Annotated in this window: 16 protein-coding genes; 8 read left to right on the top strand and 8 right to left on the bottom strand. The window is 73.0% G+C overall.

Annotated elements, in window-relative coordinates; genetic code table 11:
• Positions 1–80: 80 nt before the first annotated feature.
• The 3 genes from BJ958_RS08425 to BJ958_RS08435 form a co-directional block, all read right to left on the bottom strand.
• The gene (locus BJ958_RS08425; protein ID WP_179726422.1) at positions 81–371 is read right to left on the bottom strand and encodes a DUF4193 domain-containing protein; all 291 of its coding nucleotides are present in this window, start codon (positions 369–371) and stop codon (positions 81–83) included.
• A 137-nt stretch (positions 372–508) separates the two neighbouring features.
• Positions 509–1312: an inositol monophosphatase family protein gene (locus tag BJ958_RS08430; RefSeq protein WP_179726423.1), complete on the bottom strand. Its 804-nt coding sequence runs from the start codon at positions 1310–1312 to the stop codon at positions 509–511.
• Positions 1309–2397 (bottom strand): ferrochelatase, encoded by a 1089-nt coding sequence (locus BJ958_RS08435; protein WP_343052613.1) that lies wholly within the window; start codon positions 2395–2397, stop codon positions 1309–1311. Before BJ958_RS08435 ends, BJ958_RS08430 begins: the two co-directional genes overlap by 4 nt.
• Before the next feature lie 32 nt (positions 2398–2429).
• On the opposite strand from BJ958_RS08435, the gene BJ958_RS08440 reads away from it, so the two are divergent.
• From BJ958_RS08440 to BJ958_RS08460, 5 genes are all read left to right on the top strand, one after another.
• Positions 2430–3677 (top strand): MFS transporter, encoded by a 1248-nt coding sequence (locus BJ958_RS08440; protein ID WP_179726424.1) that lies wholly within the window; start codon positions 2430–2432, stop codon positions 3675–3677.
• Positions 3625–4965, top strand: a complete 1341-nt coding sequence (locus tag BJ958_RS08445) for a D-arabinono-1,4-lactone oxidase (RefSeq protein ID WP_179726425.1) — start codon at positions 3625–3627, stop codon at positions 4963–4965. The genes BJ958_RS08440 and BJ958_RS08445 overlap by 53 nt, the downstream gene beginning before the upstream one ends.
• Positions 4958–5371, top strand: a complete 414-nt coding sequence (locus BJ958_RS08450) for a YchJ family metal-binding protein (protein WP_218865650.1) — start codon at positions 4958–4960, stop codon at positions 5369–5371. Before BJ958_RS08445 ends, BJ958_RS08450 begins: the two co-directional genes overlap by 8 nt.
• Before the next feature lie 54 nt (positions 5372–5425).
• Complete coding sequence (gene sepH / locus BJ958_RS08455) at positions 5426–6430, top strand: septation protein SepH (RefSeq protein ID WP_179726426.1); 1005 nt, start codon at positions 5426–5428, stop codon at positions 6428–6430.
• Between the two features lie 104 nt (positions 6431–6534).
• Complete coding sequence (locus BJ958_RS08460) at positions 6535–8580, top strand: SDR family oxidoreductase (protein WP_179726427.1); 2046 nt, start codon at positions 6535–6537, stop codon at positions 8578–8580.
• On the opposite strand, the gene BJ958_RS08465 is transcribed toward BJ958_RS08460, so the two are convergent.
• Entirely contained in the window at positions 8581–9405 is an 825-nt protein-coding gene (locus BJ958_RS08465; protein ID WP_179726428.1) for a sulfurtransferase, read from the bottom strand. It lies immediately after the preceding gene.
• A gap of 79 nt (positions 9406–9484) precedes the next feature.
• On the opposite strand from BJ958_RS08465, the gene BJ958_RS08470 reads away from it, so the two are divergent.
• The gene (locus BJ958_RS08470; RefSeq protein ID WP_179726429.1) at positions 9485–9913 is read left to right on the top strand and encodes a hypothetical protein; all 429 of its coding nucleotides are present in this window, start codon (positions 9485–9487) and stop codon (positions 9911–9913) included.
• Here the strand turns inward: BJ958_RS08470 and BJ958_RS08475 are convergent.
• Positions 9910–11373: a glutamate-cysteine ligase family protein gene (locus tag BJ958_RS08475; protein ID WP_179726430.1), complete on the bottom strand. Its 1464-nt coding sequence runs from the start codon at positions 11371–11373 to the stop codon at positions 9910–9912. The two genes, BJ958_RS08470 and BJ958_RS08475, sit on opposite strands and share 4 nt — an antisense overlap.
• Before the next feature lie 9 nt (positions 11374–11382).
• Complete coding sequence (locus BJ958_RS08480) at positions 11383–12405, bottom strand: DUF4192 domain-containing protein (protein WP_179726431.1); 1023 nt, start codon at positions 12403–12405, stop codon at positions 11383–11385.
• 133 nt (positions 12406–12538) lie between these two features.
• On the opposite strand from BJ958_RS08480, the gene BJ958_RS08485 reads away from it, so the two are divergent.
• Positions 12539–13867: a DNA polymerase IV gene (locus BJ958_RS08485; protein ID WP_179726432.1), complete on the top strand. Its 1329-nt coding sequence runs from the start codon at positions 12539–12541 to the stop codon at positions 13865–13867.
• 10 nt (positions 13868–13877) lie between these two features.
• Positions 13878–16034 carry a S9 family peptidase gene (locus BJ958_RS08490; RefSeq protein WP_179726433.1) on the top strand — a complete coding sequence of 719 codons (2157 nt, stop codon included), beginning with the start codon at positions 13878–13880 and terminating at the stop codon, positions 16032–16034.
• On the opposite strand, the gene BJ958_RS08495 is transcribed toward BJ958_RS08490, so the two are convergent.
• Both BJ958_RS08495 and BJ958_RS08500 read right to left on the bottom strand, forming a co-directional pair.
• On the bottom strand, positions 16024–17349 hold the full coding sequence (locus tag BJ958_RS08495) for a cytochrome P450 (RefSeq protein ID WP_179726434.1): 1326 nt from the start codon (positions 17347–17349) through the stop codon (positions 16024–16026). The two genes, BJ958_RS08490 and BJ958_RS08495, sit on opposite strands and share 11 nt — an antisense overlap.
• The gene (locus tag BJ958_RS08500) at positions 17349–19193 is read right to left on the bottom strand and encodes a peroxidase family protein (protein WP_218865651.1); all 1845 of its coding nucleotides are present in this window, start codon (positions 19191–19193) and stop codon (positions 17349–17351) included. Before BJ958_RS08500 ends, BJ958_RS08495 begins: the two co-directional genes overlap by 1 nt.
• Between the last annotated feature and the right edge of the window lie 181 nt (positions 19194–19374).

Raw genomic sequence — 19374 nt, forward strand, 5'->3', positions numbered from 1 at the left:
GGGCTCGACAGCACCCGAACAGCACAGGACACGACAAAGCGGCCGTGGCGGTCTGAACGCCACGGCCGCTCGGTCGTCTGTCAGATGCAGTCCTTGCAGATCATCTTCTTGGGATCTGCGAGCTGGCTGCGGTGGTGGACCAGGAAGCAGCTCATGCAGGTGAACTCGTCGTCCTGCTTGGGCTTCACCTCGACCGCGAGCTCCTCGTGGGACAGGTCGGCGCCGGGCAGCTCGAACGACTCCGCCGCCTCGGTCTCGTCCTCGTCGACCTTGCCCGAGTTCTTGTCGTGGCGGCGCGCCTTGAGCTCTTCGATGCTCTCCTCGGACTGCTCGTCCTCGTTCTTGCGCGGTGCGTCGTAGTCAGTCGCCATGACCGGTTGCTCTCTCCCCTCAGTGACCGCCACCCGCACGGGAAGCGTGCGGATGGGCGCGGCAGATTGTGCACCATGGGAGCCACTTCGCGACACCCGGGTCGGTGCGAGTCCCCAGAACAGTGGAGGGAACGGTCCTATTCCCCGGTCGGCACGGCGAGGAAGCCGGCGCTCCGCACGGCTGCCAGGAGCTCCTCGAAGCCGTGTTCTGGACCACACACGACGGCCTCCTGGCCGCCGGCTCCGACGTCCACGAGGAGCCGCGCCCCGGCCAGCCGGGCGATGAACCCGCCGGCCGCGTGGTCCCACAGGTGCACGCCCTCCTCGACGTACCCGTCGAGGGCGCCCTCGGCCACCCGGCACAGGTCGAGCGCACAGGAGCCGGTGCGCCGGATGTCGCGGATGTGTGGCAGCAGGCGGGCCGCCGCGGCCGCCTGGACCTCGCGCACGGGGCGCGTGTAGTTGAAGCCGGTGGCGACCAGCCGGTGCGCCAGCGGTGCGGGGCCGCGGACGGCCAGCGGCACGGCGTCGCGGGTCGGTACGCCGCCCGCGTGGCCCGCGTAGACGACGTCCTTCGCGACGTCCACGACCACCCCTGCGACGACCTCGCCGTCGACCTCGGCGGCGATCGAGACGGCGTACTCCGGGATCCCGTAGAGGAAGTTGACGGTGCCGTCGATCGGGTCGACGACCCAGCGCACCCCGGAGGTACCGGCGATGTCGTCGCCCTCCTCGCCGAGGAAGGCGTCGTCGGGACGGGCCGCGAGCACCAGCCGGCGGATCAGCTCCTCGCTGGCCCGGTCGGCCGCGGTGACCACGTCGATGTCGCTGGACTTGGTGGCGGCGACCGAGACGCCCGTGGCGGCGTGCTCACGCACGAGGACGGCGGCCGCGCGGGCGACGTCCTCGGCCAGGGCCCGGAGGACGGCGGGCTCGGTCATCGGCTGCCCGTGCAGCAACCGAGCGGGCAGTGGTCGCGCGGCACCGGCTGCCCGGCGCGCTCGCGGGACGCCCGGGCCAGGACCAGGTCGCGGATCGCGGCCACGAAGGCCGGGTGCGTGCCCGCCGACGCCGCCCTCCGCGCCGGGAGCCCGAGCCGCTCGGCGGTCGCGAGCGCCTCGGTGTCGAGGTCGTAGGCGACCTCCATGTGGTCGGAGACGAAGCCGACCGGCGACAGGACGACGGCGGGGGTCCCCTCGGCGGCCAGCTCCTCGAGCCGGTCGTTGACGTCGGGCTCGAGCCACGGCACGTGCGGGGCGCCGGAACGCGAGCAGTAGACGAGCTCGTGGGGCCGCTCGACGCCGGTGGCGGCGGCGACCCGTGCCGCGACGGCGGCGGCGACCTCGAGGTGCTGGGCGACGTACGCGCCACCCTCCGGTCGATCCCGAGGGGGCCCGCTGGACTCGCTCATCGAGATCGGGACGGAGTGGGTGACGAAAACCAGTCGGGCGGAGTCCCGCACGTCGTCGGGCAGGTCGGCCAGCGCAGCGAGCACACCGTCGGCGTTCGCGGCGACGAAGCCCGGGTGGTCGTAGTAGGCGCCGATCTTGTCGATCTCCGGGGCGACCAGGTCGTCGGGCACGGCCGCGACGGCCGCCTCCAGGTTGTCGCGGTACTGGCGGCAGCTCGACCACGAGGAGTAGGCCGACGTGGCCAGGCACAGCACCCGTCGTACGCCGTCACGCGCCATCTGCTCGACGGTCTCGGCCAGGTAGGGGTCCCAGTTGCGGTTGCCCCAGTAGACCGGCAGGTCGAGTCCGTGCTCGGCGAGGTCCTTCTCGATCGCCGCGATCAGCGCCTTGTTCTGGTCGTTGATCGGCGAGCGGCCGCCGAAGAGGAAGTAGTGCTCCCCCACCGCCTCGAGGCGCTCGCGCGGGATGCCGCGGCCGCGGGTGACGTTCTCGAGGAACGGGACGACGTCCTCCGGCTTCTCGGGCCCGCCGAAGGAGAGCAGCAGGAGCGCGTCGTAGGGGTCGGTCGGCTGGTCGGTCGACAGGTCGGTCGACAGGGGGTCCGGATTCGGCACGCGCCCATCGTAGGGAGGACGATGAGCGGGCAATGTTGCAGACCTATCGCCAGATCTTCACGCCCGCCACCGCCCGCTTCAGCCTGGTGGGGCTCGTCGCCCGCCTGCCCATCTCGATGGTCGGCCTCGGCATCGTGCTGCTCGCCGAGCACGAGACCGGCTCCTACGGCTTCGCGGGCTCGGTGTCCGCCGTGGCCGTGATCGCCAACGCGGTGTTCGCCATCCCGCAGGGCCGGCTCATCGACCGGCTCGGGCAGGGCCGGGTGCTGCCGGTCGTGATCACCCTGTGGGGCATCGGCCTGGCCCTGGCGATGGGCTCGCTGTCGTGGGACTGGCCGACCTGGTCGACGTACGCCTTCGCCGTGCTGGCGGGTGCCTCGCTGCCGTCGGTCGGCACCTGCGTGCGCGCCCGCTGGTCGCACACGCTGGCCGACCGGCCGGCGCTGCTGCACACGGCGTTCTCCTTCGAGGCCGTGGGCGACGAGGCGGTCTTCATCGCCGGCCCGGTCGCGGTCACCCTGCTCGCCACCTCCGTCCATCCCGCGGCAGGCCTGGGCACGGCCCTCGTCGTCGGCCTCACCGGCACCTGGGCGTTCGCCCTCCAGCGCGGCACCGAGCCGCCGGCCCACCCGCGCGCCGACGTGCACGCAGCGCGGCCGCCGATGCCCTGGGGCGCGATCGCGCCGCTCACCCTGGTCGGCGCGGCGCTCGGCGTCGTGTTCGGCTCGGCCGAGGTGGTCACCGTCGCCTTCGCCGACGAGCAGGGCCACCAGTCGCTGGCCGGGGTATTCCTCGCCGTCTGGGCGCTCGGCAGCCTGCTCGCCGGCGTGGTCTCGGGTGCCATCACGTGGCGCCGCGGCCCGCTGGCCCGACTGCGGATCGGCGCGGTCGGGATGGCGGTGGCGACGCTGCCGCTCGCGTTCGTGCCGAACCTGACCGTGATGGGGCCGGTGCTGCTGCTGAGCGGCCTGGCCGTCTCCCCCACCCTGATCGCGACGATGTCGCTCGCCGAGCAGGTGCTCCCGCCCCCGCGGCTCACCGAGGGCATGGCGTTCATCCAGACCGGGCTGGCGGTCGGGCTCGCCCCCGGCGCCGCTGTCGCCGGGGTCGTGATCGACGAGGCCGGCGCCTCGCCGGCGTACCTCGTGTGCCTGGTCGGTGGCGTCCTCGTCCTCGTCGGCGCGCTGCTCATCCGGGTCGCGGCGCGGCCGGATAGCGTGCCTCCCCATGAGCACAACCCCAAGCGGACCGACCGCGCAGACCGCGCCGAGCTGGCGTAACTGGTCGGGCCTCGAGTCGGCCGACGGTCTCGAGGTCGTCCAGCCCGCCGACGCCGCCGAGGTCGCCGAGGTCGTGCGCCGGGCCCGGGCCGCCGGCCGCACGGTGAAGAGCGCGGGGACGGGCCACAGCTTCACCGGCATCGCGACCCCGCGGCACGTCCACCTGCGTCCCGAGCGGATGCGCGGCATCGTCGCCGTCGACCGCGACGCGATGACCGTCACGGCCCTGGCGGGCACCCAGCTCAAGGTGTTCAACGCCGAGCTCGCGCAGCTCGGCCTGAGCCTGCACAACATGGGCGACATCGCCGAGCAGACCCTCGCCGGAGCGATCTCGACGGGCACCCACGGCACCGGCGGTCGCGCGGCGGGGCTGGCGGCCCAGGTGGTCGGCCTCGAGCTGGTCACCGGCACCGGCGAGGTGCTGCGGGCCTCGGCGACCGAGAACCCCGACGTGCTCGACCTGGGCCGGGTGGGCCTGGGTGCCCTCGGCGTGCTGACGACGATCACCTTCGCCGTCGAGCCGCTCTTCCTGCTGCGCGCCGAGGAGCGGCCGATGTCGTGGACCGACGCGCTCGCCGCCTTCGACGACCTGACCGCGGCCCACGACCACGTCGACATGTACTGGTTCCCCCACTCCGACCGGATGCTGACCAAGCGCAACACCCGCGTCGGCACCGACCTCACCGCGGCCCGGCCACTGCCCCGCTGGCGGGCCTGGCTCGACGACGACCTGCTCTCCAACAAGGTCTTCGGCGCCCAGACCGCCACGCTCAACCTCGTGCCGCGGGCGATCCCGGCCGCCAACCGGTTCGCGTCGCGGCTGCTGGGGCCGCGCACCTACACCGACATCGCCCACCGGGTGTTCACCACCGAGCGCGAGGTGGTCTTCCGCGAGATGGAGTACGCCGTGCCCCGCGCAGCCGGCCTGGACGCGCTGCGCGAGTGCCGCACCGCGTTCGAGCGCTCCGGGCTCACCGTGTCGTTCCCGGTCGAGATCCGGGTCGCGCCGGCCGACGACGTGCCGCTGTCGACGTCGTACGACCGCGACTCGTTCTACCTCGCCTTCCACACCCACCGCCGCGCCGACCACCGCGCGTACTTCGCCCTGATGGAGCCGATCATGCGGGCCCACGGGGGCCGGCCGCACTGGGGCAAGCTGCACACCCTCGACGCCGACGACGTCGCCGGGCTCTACCCGCGCCTGCCCGAGCTCCTCGCGCTGCGCGAGCGGCTCGATCCGGACCGGGTCTTCACCAACACCTACCTCGACCGGGTGCTCGGTGCCTGAGCCCACGTCCCCGTCGACGCGGCCGGCCTGCCCCTGCTGCTCCGGGCAGACCTACGACGACTGCTGCCGTCCCTACCACCGCGACCCCGGCTCGGCGCCGAGCGCCGAGGCGCTGATGCGCTCGCGCTACTCCGCGTTCGTGAAGGGGCTCGCGTCGTACCTGCTCCACACCTGGCACCCGGCCACCCGGCCGCCGTCGCTGCAGCTCGACGACAGGATCGAGTGGACCGGCCTCGAGGTGCTCGCCGCCCAGGCGGGCGGCCCCGACGACAAGCGCGGGATGGTCGAGTTCGTCGCCCACTTCACCCGTGACGACCTGCCGGGCTCGCTGCACGAGATCAGCCGGTTCCGCCGGCAGGGCGACACCTGGCTCTACGTCCGCGGGCGGGCCCGGTGGAGGGCGTAGGCTCGACCGATAACCTGAGCAACACCTGACCAGCAGCAACGACCCGAGGGCAGCATGACCGACACGGCGGACCAGGGCGGCACGGACCGCCCCGTGCGCCTGACCCTCGCTGCTGGCCAGACCGCCGGGTCCGACCGGCGGCGGCTGCTGCTGGTGGACGACCAGGGCGGTGAGTTCACGCTCGACATCACCCCCGACCTGCGCGCAGCCGTGCGCGGCGACTCACCGCGTCGATTGGAGACACCGATGAGCAGCAGCATCCGGCCCCGCGAGATCCAGATCCGGATCCGGTCCGGCGAGTCCGCGGAGGCGGTGGCCGAGGCCGCCGGCACCTCCGTCGAGGCGATCATGCCGTACGTCGCGCCCGTGCTCGCCGAGCGCGAGCACATCGCCGAGCGGGCGCAGAAGGCCTCCGTGCGGCGTACGCCGGGCGAGGGGCAGTCCGGCCCCGCCACCAGCCGCGTGCTGGGCGACGCCGTCGACGCCCACCTGCGCGGCCGCGGCGGCAACCCCGAGGCCGTGACCTGGGACGCCTACCGGCGCGACACCGGGCGCTGGGTGCTGACCGGCACCTTCGAGACCGCCGAGCGCGGCGGCGTGGCTCGGTTCACCTACGACGCGCCCGGCAACTACGTGCTCTCCGACAACGACGACGCCCGCTGGCTGATCGGCGAGGTGCTCGCGCCCGCCGCTCCCCCGGCCCGCGACGACCTCCAGCAGGTGCGCGAGCGCCGGCTGGCCGCCGTGCCCGAGGAGCTGCCGCTCGGCGGCGAGGCCAGCCGGGTCGCCGACGACACCCTGCCGCTGGGCGACTCGATCGACCAGGCACTCGACCAGGCACTCGACCTGGTCACCGGCGAGGCAGCCGAGCCGCTCGCCGACGAGCCGGTCCGGGCGACCACGGAGGACCCGGCTGCACCGGCCGCGCCGTCCGCCGAGGAGGTCCAGCCCGAGACCGAGGCGGAGCGCGCCAAGCACCGCCGACCGGTGCAGAAGAAGCGCGGCCGCGCCTCGGTCCCGAGCTGGGACGAGATCATGTTCGGCGGCGGCGACCAGTAGGCCACTGCGACATCTCCGCCCGCGACGCGGTGCGTGGCGCACGTCTCATTACTCATCGGTAACCGACCTCCCCACGGACGGGCAAAAACGCGTAGCGTGCGCGCATGGCCTACTTCGTCACCGGCGCCACCGGCTTCATCGGGCGCTTCCTCATCGATGAGCTGATCGACCACCGCGAGGGTCCGATCCACGTCCTGTGCCGCGCCTCGTCGCTGGGCCGGATGGAGGGCCTGATCCGGCAGTGGGGCTCCGACCGGGTGCAGCCCGTCGTCGGCGACCTCGGCCAGCCCGGTCTCGGTGTCGACGAGGCCTGGGTCAGCGAGCACGCCGGGTCGATCGACCACTTCTTCCACCTCGCCGCGATCTACGACATCACCGCGGACGACGCCACCAACGACGCGATGAACATCGAGGGCACCCGCAACGCGCTGGCCCTCGCCGAGGCGCTGGACGCCGGCTGCTTCCACCAGGTGTCCTCCGTCGCCGCCGCCGGCGACTACCACGGTCGCTTCGACGAGACCATGTTCGAGGAGGGACAGCCGCTGCCCTCGCCGTACCACCGCACGAAGTACGAGTCGGAGAAGATCGTCCGCGACGAGGCGCGCGTGCCGTGGCGCGTCTACCGCCCGGCGATCGTGGTGGGCCACTCCGAGACCGGCGCGATGGACAAGATCGACGGTCCCTACTACCTCTTCCCGCTGATCAAGCGGCTGCGCGACAACCTCCCGGCCTGGCTGCCGCTGGTCGGCATCGACCTCGGCGACACCAACGTGGTGCCGGTCGACTACGTCGCCAAGGCGATGGACCACCTCGCCCACCTGCCCGACCGCGACGGCGAGGCCTTCCACCTGGTCAACCCCGAGCCGCAGCCGGTCGTCGACATGCTCAACGCCTTCTGCAGCGCCGCCGGGGCACCCCAGTTCGCGACCCCGGTCGGACGCGGCCTCACGACCGCCGGCCCGCTCGGCCTGATCCCGGCGCGACTGCGCCCGCTCAGCCTGATGACCGCGGTGATCCGGACCGGCCCGGCCCAGCTGCTGCTGGACCAGACGCTCGGCCGCCTGGGCCTGCCGGCCGAGGCGCTGGCGCACACGTCGTTCCCGTCGGTCTTCGACTCGCGGATCACCGAGAAGGCGCTCGCCGGCTCCGGGATCAGCGTCCCGCCGCTCGAGTCCTACGTCCGCAGCCTGTGGGGCTACTGGGAGGAGAACCTCGACGACGCCACCGGACGCGACCCGAAGGCCGTGGCCGCGCTCAAGGACAAGTACGTCGTCATCACCGGAGCCTCCTCCGGCATCGGCCAGGTCGTGGCGCTCAAGGTCGCCCAGGCCGGCGGCATCCCGGTGCTGGTGGCCCGCGGCAAGGAGAAGCTCGAGGCCACCAAGGCGACCATCGAGATGCGCGGCGGTCGCGCCGAGGTGTTCCCCTGCGACCTGTCCGACCTCGAGGCGATCGACCGCCTCTGCGAGCAGCTCACCACCGAGCTCCCGAGCGTCGACTTCGTCGTCAACAACGCCGGCCGCTCGATCAGGCGCTCGCTGAAGCTGTCGCAGGACCGGTTCCACGACTTCGAGCGCACCATGCAGCTCAACTACTTCGGCGCGATCCGGCTCGTGATGGGCCTGATGCCGCAGCTCCACGAGCAGCGCTCGGGCCACATCGTCAACATCTCCTCGATCGGCGTGCAGACCAACCCGCCGCGGTTCTCGGCGTACGTCGCCTCCAAGGCCGCCCTCGACGCGTGGAGCAACGTCGTGTCGTCCGAGGTGGTGGGGCACGGCATCTCGTTCACCAACGTGCACATGCCGCTGGTGCGGACGCCGATGATCGCCCCGACCAAGATCTACGACAAGTTCCCCACCATCTCGCCGGCGCAGGCCGCCGACGTCGTGGTCAAGGCGATGGTCGACAAGCCGCACGAGATCAACACCGCGCTCGGCACCGCCGGCGAGCTGGCGCACACGATCGCGCCGCGCACCGCCTTCCGGGTGCTCAACCTGGCCTACCAGGTGTTCCCGGACTCCGCCGCCGCCAAGGGGCACAAGCCCGCGTCACAGGCGGCGGCTGCCGCCGAGGAGGCTCCTGCCGGCAACCGGCGTGAGACCGAGCAGATGCTGATGGCCCAGCTGTTCCGGGGCGTGCACTGGTAGTCAGCCTGCCGCCGGGCCCGTCGCGACGGGCCGGCGCGGGTCGGCCACCCACTCGCTCCAGCTGCCCGGGTACAGGGCGGCGGTGACCCCGGCGAGCTCCAGCGCGAGCACGTCGTGGGCCGCCGTCACCCCCGAGCCGCAATAGACGGCGACGTCGGCGCCGGGCACGGCGCCGACCTCGGCGTACGTCGCCGCCAGGCTCGCCGCGTCACGGAACCGGCCGGTCTCGTCGAGGTTGCGGCCGGTCGGCACGTTGACCGCGCCCGGCACGTGCCCGGCCACCGGGTCGATCGGCTCGACGTCTCCGCGGTACCGCTCGGCCGCGCGCGCGTCGACCACCACGCCCGCGTCCTGCACGCTCGCCGCGTCGACGACCGGCAGCGCGCCCGGGGTGGCCTCGAAGTCGCCGGTGTCCTGCGCTGCGCCGTCGCCGGTCTCGACCTCGCAGCCTGCCGCCAGCCAGGCGGTCCAGCCGCCGTCGAGCACCCGCACGTCGGTGTGCCCGTGGTACCTCAGCAGCCACCAGGCCCGCGCAGCCGCGTGACCCGCCCAGTCGTCGTACACGACCACCGGCCGGTCCGCCCGCACGCCCACCCGCCGCATCGCCGCCTCGAAGACCGCGACCTCGGGCAGCGGGTGGCGGCCGCGCTCGCCCGGCTCCGCGGCCAGGTCGCGGTCGAGGTCGACGTACGCCGCCCCGGGGACGTGGCCCGCGGCGTACTCCTCGGGCCCGGCCGGCGCACCCATCCGGTACCGGACGTCGAGCACGCTCACCTCCCCCAGGTTGGCGCGGAGCTCGTCGACGCTGATCAGACCGGACCTCATGGGGCGAGCCTAGGAGGGGGTGATGTGCGCCTGTGGAGGGACGCCCCCGCTCGCGGCCCGGATCGGGCAGGCTCCCGGCATGATCCAGGAGCCGGTCCCGACCCTGCTCGAGCGCGTGCTCCTGCGGGCGGTGCGGGAGCACGCCGCGGCCGAGGGGCGCTGCCGGCTGCCGCCGACCCTGCACGTCGGCATCCCGGGCGCCGACGTCCGCGCGTTCGAGATCGTCGCGGGCGAGCCGCTCGACCTCGCCCTGCGCACCGAGGTGCTCGAGGCGATGTGCCGCGACCACCTCGAGCGCGACGTGGTCCCGCTGGTCTGGCTGACCCGCACGCCGGAGGGCCACGACACCGAGGACCTCGCCTGGGCGGCCGCCGTCGGCCGCGCCGGCCCGGAGCTCGGCGTCCGGCTCGACCTGGTCGTGGTCACCCGGCGGTCGTGGTGCGACCCCCGCTCGGGCGTGGGCCGGAGGTGGACTCGACTGCGGCGTCCCCAGCCGCGGCAGTCCTAGGCCCAGGTGTGCACCGGGTCGTTGTCGTGCATCCGCTGCCGGTACTCGGCCAGCACCGCGCGCAGGGCGTCGTAGCGCTCGGCGTCGTCGCGTTCCTGCACCCGCCGGACGAACCAGTCCGAGGCGTTGGTGCCCGCCAGGCAACGCTGCTCGATGATGTCGAGGTAGCGGTGCGCCTCCTCGGACGACACCCCCCAGGCCGCGAGGCCCTCGTGGGCGAGCGGCAGGAGGCGGCGCACGACGAGCTCGGTGGCCCGCACCTTGCCCAGCTGCGGCCAGTAGACCTCCGCGTCGATGCCGTGGCGCGCCGCGCTGTGGAAGTTCTCCTCGGCAGCGCTGAACGACATCTGCGACCACAGCGGGCGGTCGTTCTCGGCGAGCGCCCGGACCAGGCCGAAGTAGAACGCCGCGTTGGCGACGGTGTCGACCACGGTGGGCCCGGCCGCGAGGATCCGGTTCTCGACCCGCAGGTGCGGCAGACCGCCGGTGATGTCGTAGACCGGCCGGTTCCAGCGGTAGATCGTCCCGTTGTGCAGGCGCAGCTCCGACAGGTTCGGCGTACCGCCCGCCTCCAGGACGGTGAGCGGGTCCTCCTCGTCGATCACGGGCAGCAGGGGCGAGAAGTAGCGCACGTTCTCCTCGAACAGGTCGAACACCGAGGTGATCCAGCGCTCGCCGAACCACACCCGGGGACGCACGCCCTGGACCTTGAGCTCCTCGCCCCGCGTGTCGGTGGCCTGCTCGAACAGCGGGATCCGGGTCTCGGACCACAGCTGCTTGCCGAGCAGGTACGGCGAGTTGGCCGCGACCGCGAGCTGGATGCCGGCGATCGCCTGGGACGCGTTCCAGTAGGAGGCGAACTGGTCCGGGCTCACCTGGACGTGGAACTGGGTGCTGGTGCAGGCCGCCTCCGGCATGATCGTGTCGACGGTGGCGTTGAGCCGCTCGACGCCGCGGATGTCGATGAGGATGTCCTCGCCGCGGGCCCGCAGGATCTGCTCGCTCAGCAACCGGTAGCGCGGGTTGGCACTGATCACCTCGGCCCGCAGGTGCTCCGGCGCGAGCGTCGGCAGGATCCCGATCATCACCAGGTGGGCCCCGAGCGCCGCCGCCCGCTCCTCGGCGTGGTTGAGGCTGGCGCGCAGCTGCTTCTCGTAGCCCTCCAGGCCGCCGCCCGACAGCGGTCCCGGCGCCAGGTTGAGCTCGATGTTGAACTGGCCGAGCTCGGTCTGGAAGTCGGGGTCCTCGATCGCCTCGAGAACCTCGGCGTTGCGCAGGGCCGGGTCCCCGGCAGCGTCGACCAGGTTGAGCTCGACCTCGACCCCGGTCCACGGATCGTCGGTGTCGAAGGCCGACTCGCGCAGCATCCGCTCGAACACGTCGAGGCAGCGCCGGACCTTCTCCCGGTAACGGGTCCGGTCGGCGGGGGTGAACTCCTGGGCCGCGACGTCGTCTCCCATGCACCGACCCTAGGAGATGCGTCGCTCGTCCGGCAGCCCCCTGTCCCATGCGAATCCCCCTTCCCAGGTCTGTGGCGGCACGGCGCCCTGCAGGATCACGGCCAGCTGGTCGGCCATCCGGTAGCCCGGCTCGGCGCGGGTGCACCGGTCGACGGCCACCCAGGCCAGGGCACCGTCGCCGGCCTGCCAGGCCGCCCAGCCCAGCAGGGCGGCCGGGGCGGCGACGAGGGTCTCGGGCGCGCGGCGCACGGCATCGGTCCACAGCCGGACGTGGGCAAGGGCGGTACGGCCCGTGATGTGGGCCCACGCGGCGTCGCGGACCCGCACGGACTGCATCACCCACAGCAGCCGGGCCAGGTCGGCGTCGGCGGGCAGCGCACCGTCGGCGACCAGGTCGTGGACGGCGTGGTGCACCCACTCACCGGCCTCGCGAATCGCCCGCCCGCTGGTCGGCACGCCGGCGTCGGCGTACCGTCCCGCGAGGAGCGCCGCGGCGACGGCCGCCACCGCCACCGGGTCCGGCTCGAGGGAGGCGACCAGGTCGGACCGCGAGCGATGCACGAGACGCCCGGACACCAGGGCCTCGAGCACGAAGGGGTGGGCCGCGACGTCGTAGGGGCATCGTCGGTGTCGCTCGTCGGGGTCGGGGTGCTCGAGGTCGCGGTAGTGGGTCCGGTCGACGAGCAGCGCCGTGATGACGACCAGCCCCAGGCGCCGGCAGGCCCGCCGCAGCGAGCGGTGCACCGCCTCGGCGGCGGCCGGTTCGTCGGAGTAGTAGAGCAGCACCACGTGGGTGGCGCCGTGGCGCCGGGCCGGGTCGAGCAGCACGTCGGCGAGCTCCCGGCGCACAGCCGGGCGCTGGGCGGCGAGTGGTGGCAGGTCGACGCGGGCGTGGAACGGGTGCCGGGCGCCGAAGGTCATCAGCACGACGTCCTGCTCGGGCCAGAAGCCGAGCAGGACGGGGGCGGCGGCGAGCAGGTCGTCGGAGCCGCGGACGGTCAGCCGGGTGGTGGGGCGAGGGGTCGTGGTCATGACGACGACGGTGGTCCGCAGGTCCGACGCGAGCCGGATGGTCGGGACCGGGTGTGGACAACGCCTCATCACCGACCCGCCTGTGGAGAGGCGAGGGACGGGACTGTCTCTCCCGAGCACTAACGTGACGGCCGTGCGCCCCCACGCCTCGGTCCTCCACCTGGACCTCGACGCGTTCTTCGCGGCCGTGGAGCAGCGCGACAAGCCGTCCCTTCGCGGCAAGCCGGTCGTGGTCGGCGGGACCGGCGGGCGCGGCGTGGTGTCGACGGCGTCCTACGAGGCCCGCGCGTACGGCGTCCGCTCGGCCATGTCGACCCGGGAGGCGCGCGCCCGGTGCCCGCACGCGGCCTACCTGTCCGGCCGGTTCGAGGCCTATCGGTCCACCAGCGCGGCGGTGATGGCGGTGCTGCGGGACTGCTCGCCCCTGGTCGAGCCGCTCTCGCTCGACGAGGCGTTCGTCGACCTGGCCGAGGCCGGCCTGCCGGACCTCGAGGTGTCGACGGTGACCGCGCTGGCCGAGGAGCTGCGGGCCCGGGTCCGCGAGGTGACGGGCGGGCTGACCGCGTCGGTGGGCGTCGCCTCGTCGAAGTTCCTCGCGAAGATCGCCAGCGACCTGCGCAAGCCGGACGGCCTGGTGGTCATCGAGCCCGGCACCGAGCTGGACCTGCTGCGCCCGTTGCACGTCTCGGTGATCCCGGGGGTCGGTCCGGCGACCGTCGAGCGGCTGCGCCGCGCGGGCGTGCACACGGTGGCGGAGCTGGAGCGGGTCAGCCAGGAGGAGCTGGTCCGCCTCGTCGGCAAGGCGCAGGGGCAGGCCCTGTTCCACCTCGCCCGCGCGGAGGACGACCGGGCCGTCGTCCCCGACCGCGAGACCAAGTCGGTCAGCGTCGAGGGCACCTACGAGACCGACCTCACCGACCGGCAGCAGATGAGCGCGATCGTGACCCGCCAGGCGAACGAGGTGGCCAAGCGGCTCCGGGCGAGCGGCCTGTCGGGCCGCACGGTCACGATCAAGGTCCGCCTCTACGACTTCACCACGCTGAGCCGGTCCTCGACGCTGCCCGCCCCGACCGACGACCCGGCGACCGTGGCCCGGCTCGCCCGCACCCTGCTCGAGGACCTGGACACCTCGGGCGGCGTACGCCTGCTCGGCGTCGGCGTCTCCGGCCTGGCCGACTGGATCCAGGAGGACCTGTTCGCGGCGGGCAGCGAGGCCGAGGCCCCCGAGGAGAGCGCCCCGGACGTGGAGGACGAACCCGACCAGGCCGGAGCCCGCTGGCGCGACACGGGCCCGCAGAGCTGGGCGCCCGGCATGGACGTCGTGCACGCCGAGCATGGCCGGGGCTGGGTCTGGGGCTCGGGCAGGGGCGTGGTGACGGTGCGCTTCGAGACCGCGGAGACGCCGCCCGGCCCGGTCCGCTCCTTCCGCGCCGACGATCCCTCCCTTTCCCGCTGGCAGTAGCGTTCCGGGCATGCACGTCCCGCCGAGCGCCCCGCGCCACCCGGTCACCACGACGAACCACGGCCACACCCGCACCGACGAGTACGAGTGGCTGCGCGACAAGGAGGACCCGGCGGTCATCGCGCACCTCGAGGCCGAGAACGCGTACACGCAGGAGCGCACCGCGCACCTCGCCGACCTGCGCAGCCGGATCTTCGACGAGATCAAGGCCCGCACCCTCGAGACCGACCTGTCGGTCCCGACCCGGGTGCGCGGGTTCTGGTACTACGGGCGCTCGTTCGAGGGCCGCCAGTACGGCGCCAGCTGCCGCGTCCCGGTGAGCGACCCGGACGACTGGACTCCCCCACAGCCCGCGGCCGACGCCAGCCCGGACCAGCCCGCGCTGCCCGGCGAGGAGGTGCTGCTCGACCTCGACGCACTGGCCGAGGGCCACGAGTTCTTCAGCCTCGGCGGCTCGTCGGTCAGCCCCGACGACCGGCTCCTCGCGTACGCCGTCGACGTGGTCGGCGACGAGCGCTACACCGTGCGCGTGCTCGATCTGGCCACCCGCGAGCTGCGCGAGGACGTCCTCACCGACGTGCTGGGCGGCGTCACGTGGGGAGCGTCGGCCGACCACTTCTACTACACGACCGTCGACGAGGCCTGGCGTCCCGACAAGGTCTGGCGGCACCGCCTCGGCACCGCCCAGGCCGACGACGAGCTGGTCTTCCACGAGCCCGACGGCCGCTACTTCGTGGGCGTCGGTCGCACCCGCAGCCGCCGCTACGTGATGATCGCGGCCAGCTCGAAGACGACCTCCGAGTTCCACGTCCTCGACGCCGCCGACCCGCAGGCGCAGCCCGTCTGCTTCGCCGAGCGCACCGACGGCGTCGAGTACTCCCTCGAGCACGCCGTCGTGGGCGGCGAGGACCGGTTCCTCGTGCTGCACAACGCGACCGGCCCCGAGTTCGAGCTGGGCCACGCGCCCGCCGTGCCGACTCCTCCGGAGCAGTGGCAGCCGCTGCTCCGCCACGACCTCGCCGTCCGCCTGGAGGACGTCGACGCCTTCGAGAGCCACCTGGTCGTGCAGCAGCGCAGCGGCGGCAGCAGCCAGGTCCGCATCCTCGACCTGGGCGAGGACCCCGCGAACCCGGTGACCGGCGACCGGTTCGTGGAGTTCCCCGGCGAGCTCGCGACCGTGGGCGCAGGCAGCAACCCGGCGTTCGAGCAGCCCACGATCCGGGTCGGGATGACCAGCCTCGCCCGCCCCTCGGCCGTCTACGACCACGACCTCCGCTCCGGCGAGCTGGTGCTGCGCAAGCAGGCACCGGTGCTCGGCGGCTACGACGCCGACGACTACGAGGAGCACCGGCTCTGGGCGACGTCGGTCGACGGCGTGCAGGTGCCGATCTCGCTGGTGGTCCGCAAGGGGGTGCGGACCGCCGAACCGATCCCCGTCCACCTCTACGGCTACGGCGCCTACGAGGCCTCGATCGACCCGTACTTCGCCGTCAGCCGGCTCTCGCTGCTCGACCGGGGAGCGGCCTTCGCCATCGCCCACGTCCGCGGCGGCGGCGAGATGGGCCGTCACTGGTACGACGACGGCAAGCTCGAGCACAAGCAGCACACCTTCGACGACTTCATCGCCGCGGCCCGCCACCTTGTCGAGGCCGGCTGGACCACCGCCGACCGGATCGTCGCCGAGGGCGCGAGCGCCGGCGGCCTGCTGATCGGCGCGGTCGCCAACCAGGCGCCCGACGCGTTCGGCGGCTTCGTGGCGGGCGTGCCGTTCGTGGACACCCTCACCACGATGCTCGACGCCACCCTGCCCCTGACGGTGCCGGAGTACGACGAGTGGGGCAACCCGACCGACGACCCGGTCGCCTACGAGCGGATCGCCGGCTACGCGCCGTACGAGAACGTCGCCGACCTGCCCTACCCGCCGATCCTGGCCGAGACCTCGCTCAACGACACGCGCGTGCTCTACGTCGAGCCCGCCAAGTGGGTCGCGCGGCTGCGCGAGCGCGCCCCGCGGGCCGAGGTGCTGCTGCGCACCGAGATGGCCGCCGGGCACGGCGGCGTGTCCGGGCGGTACCGCGCGTGGGAGGACCGGGCGTTCTCGCTGGCGTGGATCCTGGACCGCCTCGGCCTGGCCGACGTGGAGCCGCTGTCGTCGCCTAGCTCGTGAGCCAGCCGATCGCCGACGAGTAGACGTCGAACCCGTAGGGCAGGTCCGCGTCCCCACTCAGCCGCGGACCTGCCTCGAGCGTCGGTGTCGCGGTCGCGAGCAGCCGACCGAGCACCGCCTGGCCGAGGAAGATCGACAGTGCGGCCCCGGGGCACCCCTGGGGGCCGTGGCTGAAGAAGTTGAACGACCAGTCGTCTCCGGCCGTGCCCTCGCTCCACTCCTCGGGGGCGAACCGGTCGGCGTACGGGATGCGCGCGCTGTTGCGGTGGTTGAAGAGGTTGGGGATCAGCAGCTGGGTGCCCTCGGGCGTCTTCTGGCCGTTGACCCAGCGGTGCTCCGCGGCCTGCACCCGCCCGAACAGGGAGGTCGTGGGCCACAGCCGCATCGCCTCCAGGACGCACCCGGCGAGGTACGACGCCCCGGCGATCGTCTCGACCGTGGCGGGCTCGTCGCCCAGCTCCGCACGCACCCGGTCGAGCGCGTCGGGATGCGTGGCGAGCAGCGCGAGCGCCCGGAACAGGTTGGTGGGCAGCGTGTCGCCCATCGCGAACAGCCAGTGGATCAGCTGCCCGGGGACGTCGGTGTCGTCGGTGGCCGGTGCCGCCGCGACCAGCCCGGTCAGCGCGTCCGGGTCCGGGTCGGCGACGTACGACGCCAGCCGCTCGTGGAAGGCGTCGTACCCGGGCGCGGGCCGGCCCGGCATCTTGTTGCCGGCCGCCATCAGCTCGCCGAGCTGCTCGGTGAGCCCGGTGTCGTCCGCGGCTGCGGCACCGAGCACGACCCGGCGGGTGAGCCGCTGGAAGGCCGCGTTGAGGGCGTCGAACCGCAGCGGTCCGTCGGTGGCGAGCAGCGCGTCGGCCTCCTCGGCCGCGATCGCGGCGAAGGACGCGGCCAGGGGGTGCAGCGGCGAGCCGGGGTGCAGCACGGCGTCGGCGAAGGCGCGGCGGTCGCGCCACAGGTCGCCGCGGGAGATGCTCAGGGCGGTCGGCTGGAAGGCGGACATGCCCTTGCGCTTGGCCTCGGGGTCGGGCGCGAACGGGTCGGGACTGCCGCCCAGCACGATCCGGATGTCGTCGGGGTGGGTGACGAGCAGCGTCTCCTCGGAGCCGACCCGCACCCAGAACGGGTCCGGCCCGTACTTCGCGACCAGGCCCTCGACGAACCGGAAGCCCAGGCCGTCGGCCGGGATCTTGTCCACCGCGCTCACCACGGCCTCGCGGCGCCTGAACAGCCCCTGGACCACGTTGGGCACGGCCACCTGGGCGGTGAACCGGACGCCCTCGACGATCGAGGCGTGCTTGAAGTCGAGCGCCATCAGCTCCCCCAGGGCAGGTAGGACTTCACCGTGTCGGCAGCCCGCAGGATGGTCGGCTTCCTCCCGGGCTCGGCCGCGCCGAGCTCGTGCCACGGCGCGAAGACCCGCTCGACGTCGCCGACGACCGGCTCGAGCTCCGGGTAGTGGCGCAGCAGCACGTCCTTCATCGAGTTGTCGTTGACCCAGTCGAAACCGGTCCTCGTGTAGACCTCGGGGCGGAAGTCCGTGGTGAAGAAGCGGTCGCTCTTGAGGCGGCGTGAGGCCATCAGGATGAAGATCCGGAAGGCGGTGTCGGAGAAGCCGAAGCCCTTCGGCGGCTGCTCGGCCTGCATGCCGATCTGCAGGTCCACGGCGTCGACGTCGCCGTGGTAGATCTCGTTGATCTCCTTCGCCCACTGCTTGTTGGGCGTGATGTCCTCGATCTTCTTGCGCCGCGGCATCCGCAGCGCCTCGCGGAAGTCGTTGTAGCGCGGTACGCCGCGCTCGCGGTCCCGGACGATGTCGAGCGTGGCCAGGTCGGTGACCTGGCCGTCGACCCGGGTCAGGTTCCGCAGCGCGTTGGGGTAGTTGTGCAGGCACACCGCGCCGGCGCTGGCCTTGCCGATGGAGTACCACAGGTCGCCCATCGCGAGACGGTCCATGAAGTCGCGGGTGTAGCGGCCCTGGATGTCGGTGAAGTACTGGTGCTCGAGGAAGGCACCGCTCTCCAGGGAGAAGAAGTCCCAGTCGTCGGGGATGAGCGGGTGCATCCGGTAGACCGAGACGAACTCCTCGGTCAGCGAGAACGGCGCGGCGTGGTGGTCGGTGCTGGAGCCGACGATTCCGGAGAGTGCCTCGCTGTCGCCGATCCGGCCGACCTTGTCGCGGAAGGTCTCGCCGAGGGCGCCGTACCAGTTGGCGCTCATGCCGATCTGCAGGGCGGGGTGCCGCAGCACGCAGGGGGTCCACTCGACGGTGTGGATCTTGGCGATCAACGCGGAGACGACGAGCACACCGAGCTCGAAGAGGCGCTGGTCGCCGAGGTCGGGGTGCGCCTTCTTGATGGCCGCGACGACGGAGTTGTGCTCGCGGGCGAACAGCGTGTGGAGCAGCCCGGGCCCGAACCACCAGTTCTCCTGCATGCCGGTCAGGTCGACGCCGGGGATGTCGCTGCGCGGCAGCCGGCCGTCGTCGTCGACCTTGATCCTGCCGTCGACGTACGTGCGGATCTGGTCCTGCTTCTCCGCGCCGCTGCCGTAGATCTGCGAGCCGTCCCACCAGTGCGTCTCGGCATTGGCGAACACCGGCGCGGGCTTGCCGTCCTCGATCTCGCCGCCGTGCAGGGGGATCGTGTCGCGGATGATCATCGGGTTCTCGGGGAAGTCGTCCCCGTCCTGCAGCGGGATCGAGATGAACCGGGTCGGGTCGCCGTTGCCGTGGAAGAACCAGTTGTGGTTCTCGAACTGCAGCCAGGCGGCGCCGAGCGCGTTGAGGATGCCGGCCGGCTTGAACTCGTCGCGGGCCATCAGCCGGCGGCTGATCTCGCGGGGGTCCGGCTCGAGCAGGCGCGCCTTGTCGACGACCGTCTTCTCGATGGGCACGTTGCGACCGAACCCGGTACCGCGGGCGCCCATCATCGGGCAGCCGAGGTCGTTGTGGCTGCCCTCGGGCGTGCGGGCCCGGGCCCCCTGCTCGGCCTCCCCGGCCGGCGCCTCGTCGGGCCGCATCCCGTCCTGCTCGTGGAGGTTCTCGTCGCGCAGGTCCTCACGGGCCTTCGCCAGGTTCGCGAGCTGCAGGGTCAGCGACGGGTGCTGGTACCACTCCAGGCCGAGCGGGTTCAGCGGGTTGAGCGGGTTGGGCCTCACGGGAGCACTCCTGACGTGTGCGGTGCGGCGGGAGCCGACCGGCGAGCAGCGGCGCCGCGCCACCTGGCTCCCCCCAGGAGTCAGGTGACCCAGGTCACGCCACGGACCACGAGACTAGGACCCGCCGGAGCGGCACGAGAAGGCTTTAGGACGGTGAATCGGAACAGTCGGGCACCGTGCT

This window comes from Nocardioides kongjuensis, from assembly GCF_013409625.1.
Taxonomy (GTDB): domain Bacteria; phylum Actinomycetota; class Actinomycetes; order Propionibacteriales; family Nocardioidaceae; genus Nocardioides; species Nocardioides kongjuensis.

Excerpts from the sequence above, each read along its gene's own strand:
- BJ958_RS08440 (WP_179726424.1), top strand. The coding sequence starts at position 2,430 with ATGTTGCAGACCTATCGCCAGATCTTCACGCCCGCCACCGCCCGCTTC.
- BJ958_RS08490 (WP_179726433.1), top strand. The coding sequence starts at position 13,878 with ATGCACGTCCCGCCGAGCGCCCCGCGCCACCCGGTCACCACGACGAAC.
- BJ958_RS08495 (WP_179726434.1), bottom strand. The coding sequence starts at position 17,349 with ATGGCGCTCGACTTCAAGCACGCCTCGATCGTCGAGGGCGTCCGGTTC.
- BJ958_RS08430 (WP_179726423.1), bottom strand. The coding sequence starts at position 1,312 with ATGACCGAGCCCGCCGTCCTCCGGGCCCTGGCCGAGGACGTCGCCCGC.
- BJ958_RS08475 (WP_179726430.1), bottom strand. The coding sequence starts at position 11,373 with ATGGGAGACGACGTCGCGGCCCAGGAGTTCACCCCCGCCGACCGGACC.
- BJ958_RS08445 (WP_179726425.1), top strand. The coding sequence starts at position 3,625 with ATGAGCACAACCCCAAGCGGACCGACCGCGCAGACCGCGCCGAGCTGG.
- BJ958_RS08460 (WP_179726427.1), top strand. The coding sequence starts at position 6,535 with ATGGCCTACTTCGTCACCGGCGCCACCGGCTTCATCGGGCGCTTCCTC.
- sepH (WP_179726426.1), top strand. The coding sequence starts at position 5,426 with ATGACCGACACGGCGGACCAGGGCGGCACGGACCGCCCCGTGCGCCTG.
- BJ958_RS08480 (WP_179726431.1), bottom strand. The coding sequence starts at position 12,405 with ATGACCACGACCCCTCGCCCCACCACCCGGCTGACCGTCCGCGGCTCC.
- BJ958_RS08470 (WP_179726429.1), top strand. The coding sequence starts at position 9,485 with ATGATCCAGGAGCCGGTCCCGACCCTGCTCGAGCGCGTGCTCCTGCGG.
- BJ958_RS08425 (WP_179726422.1), bottom strand. The coding sequence starts at position 371 with ATGGCGACTGACTACGACGCACCGCGCAAGAACGAGGACGAGCAGTCC.
- BJ958_RS08465 (WP_179726428.1), bottom strand. The coding sequence starts at position 9,405 with ATGAGGTCCGGTCTGATCAGCGTCGACGAGCTCCGCGCCAACCTGGGG.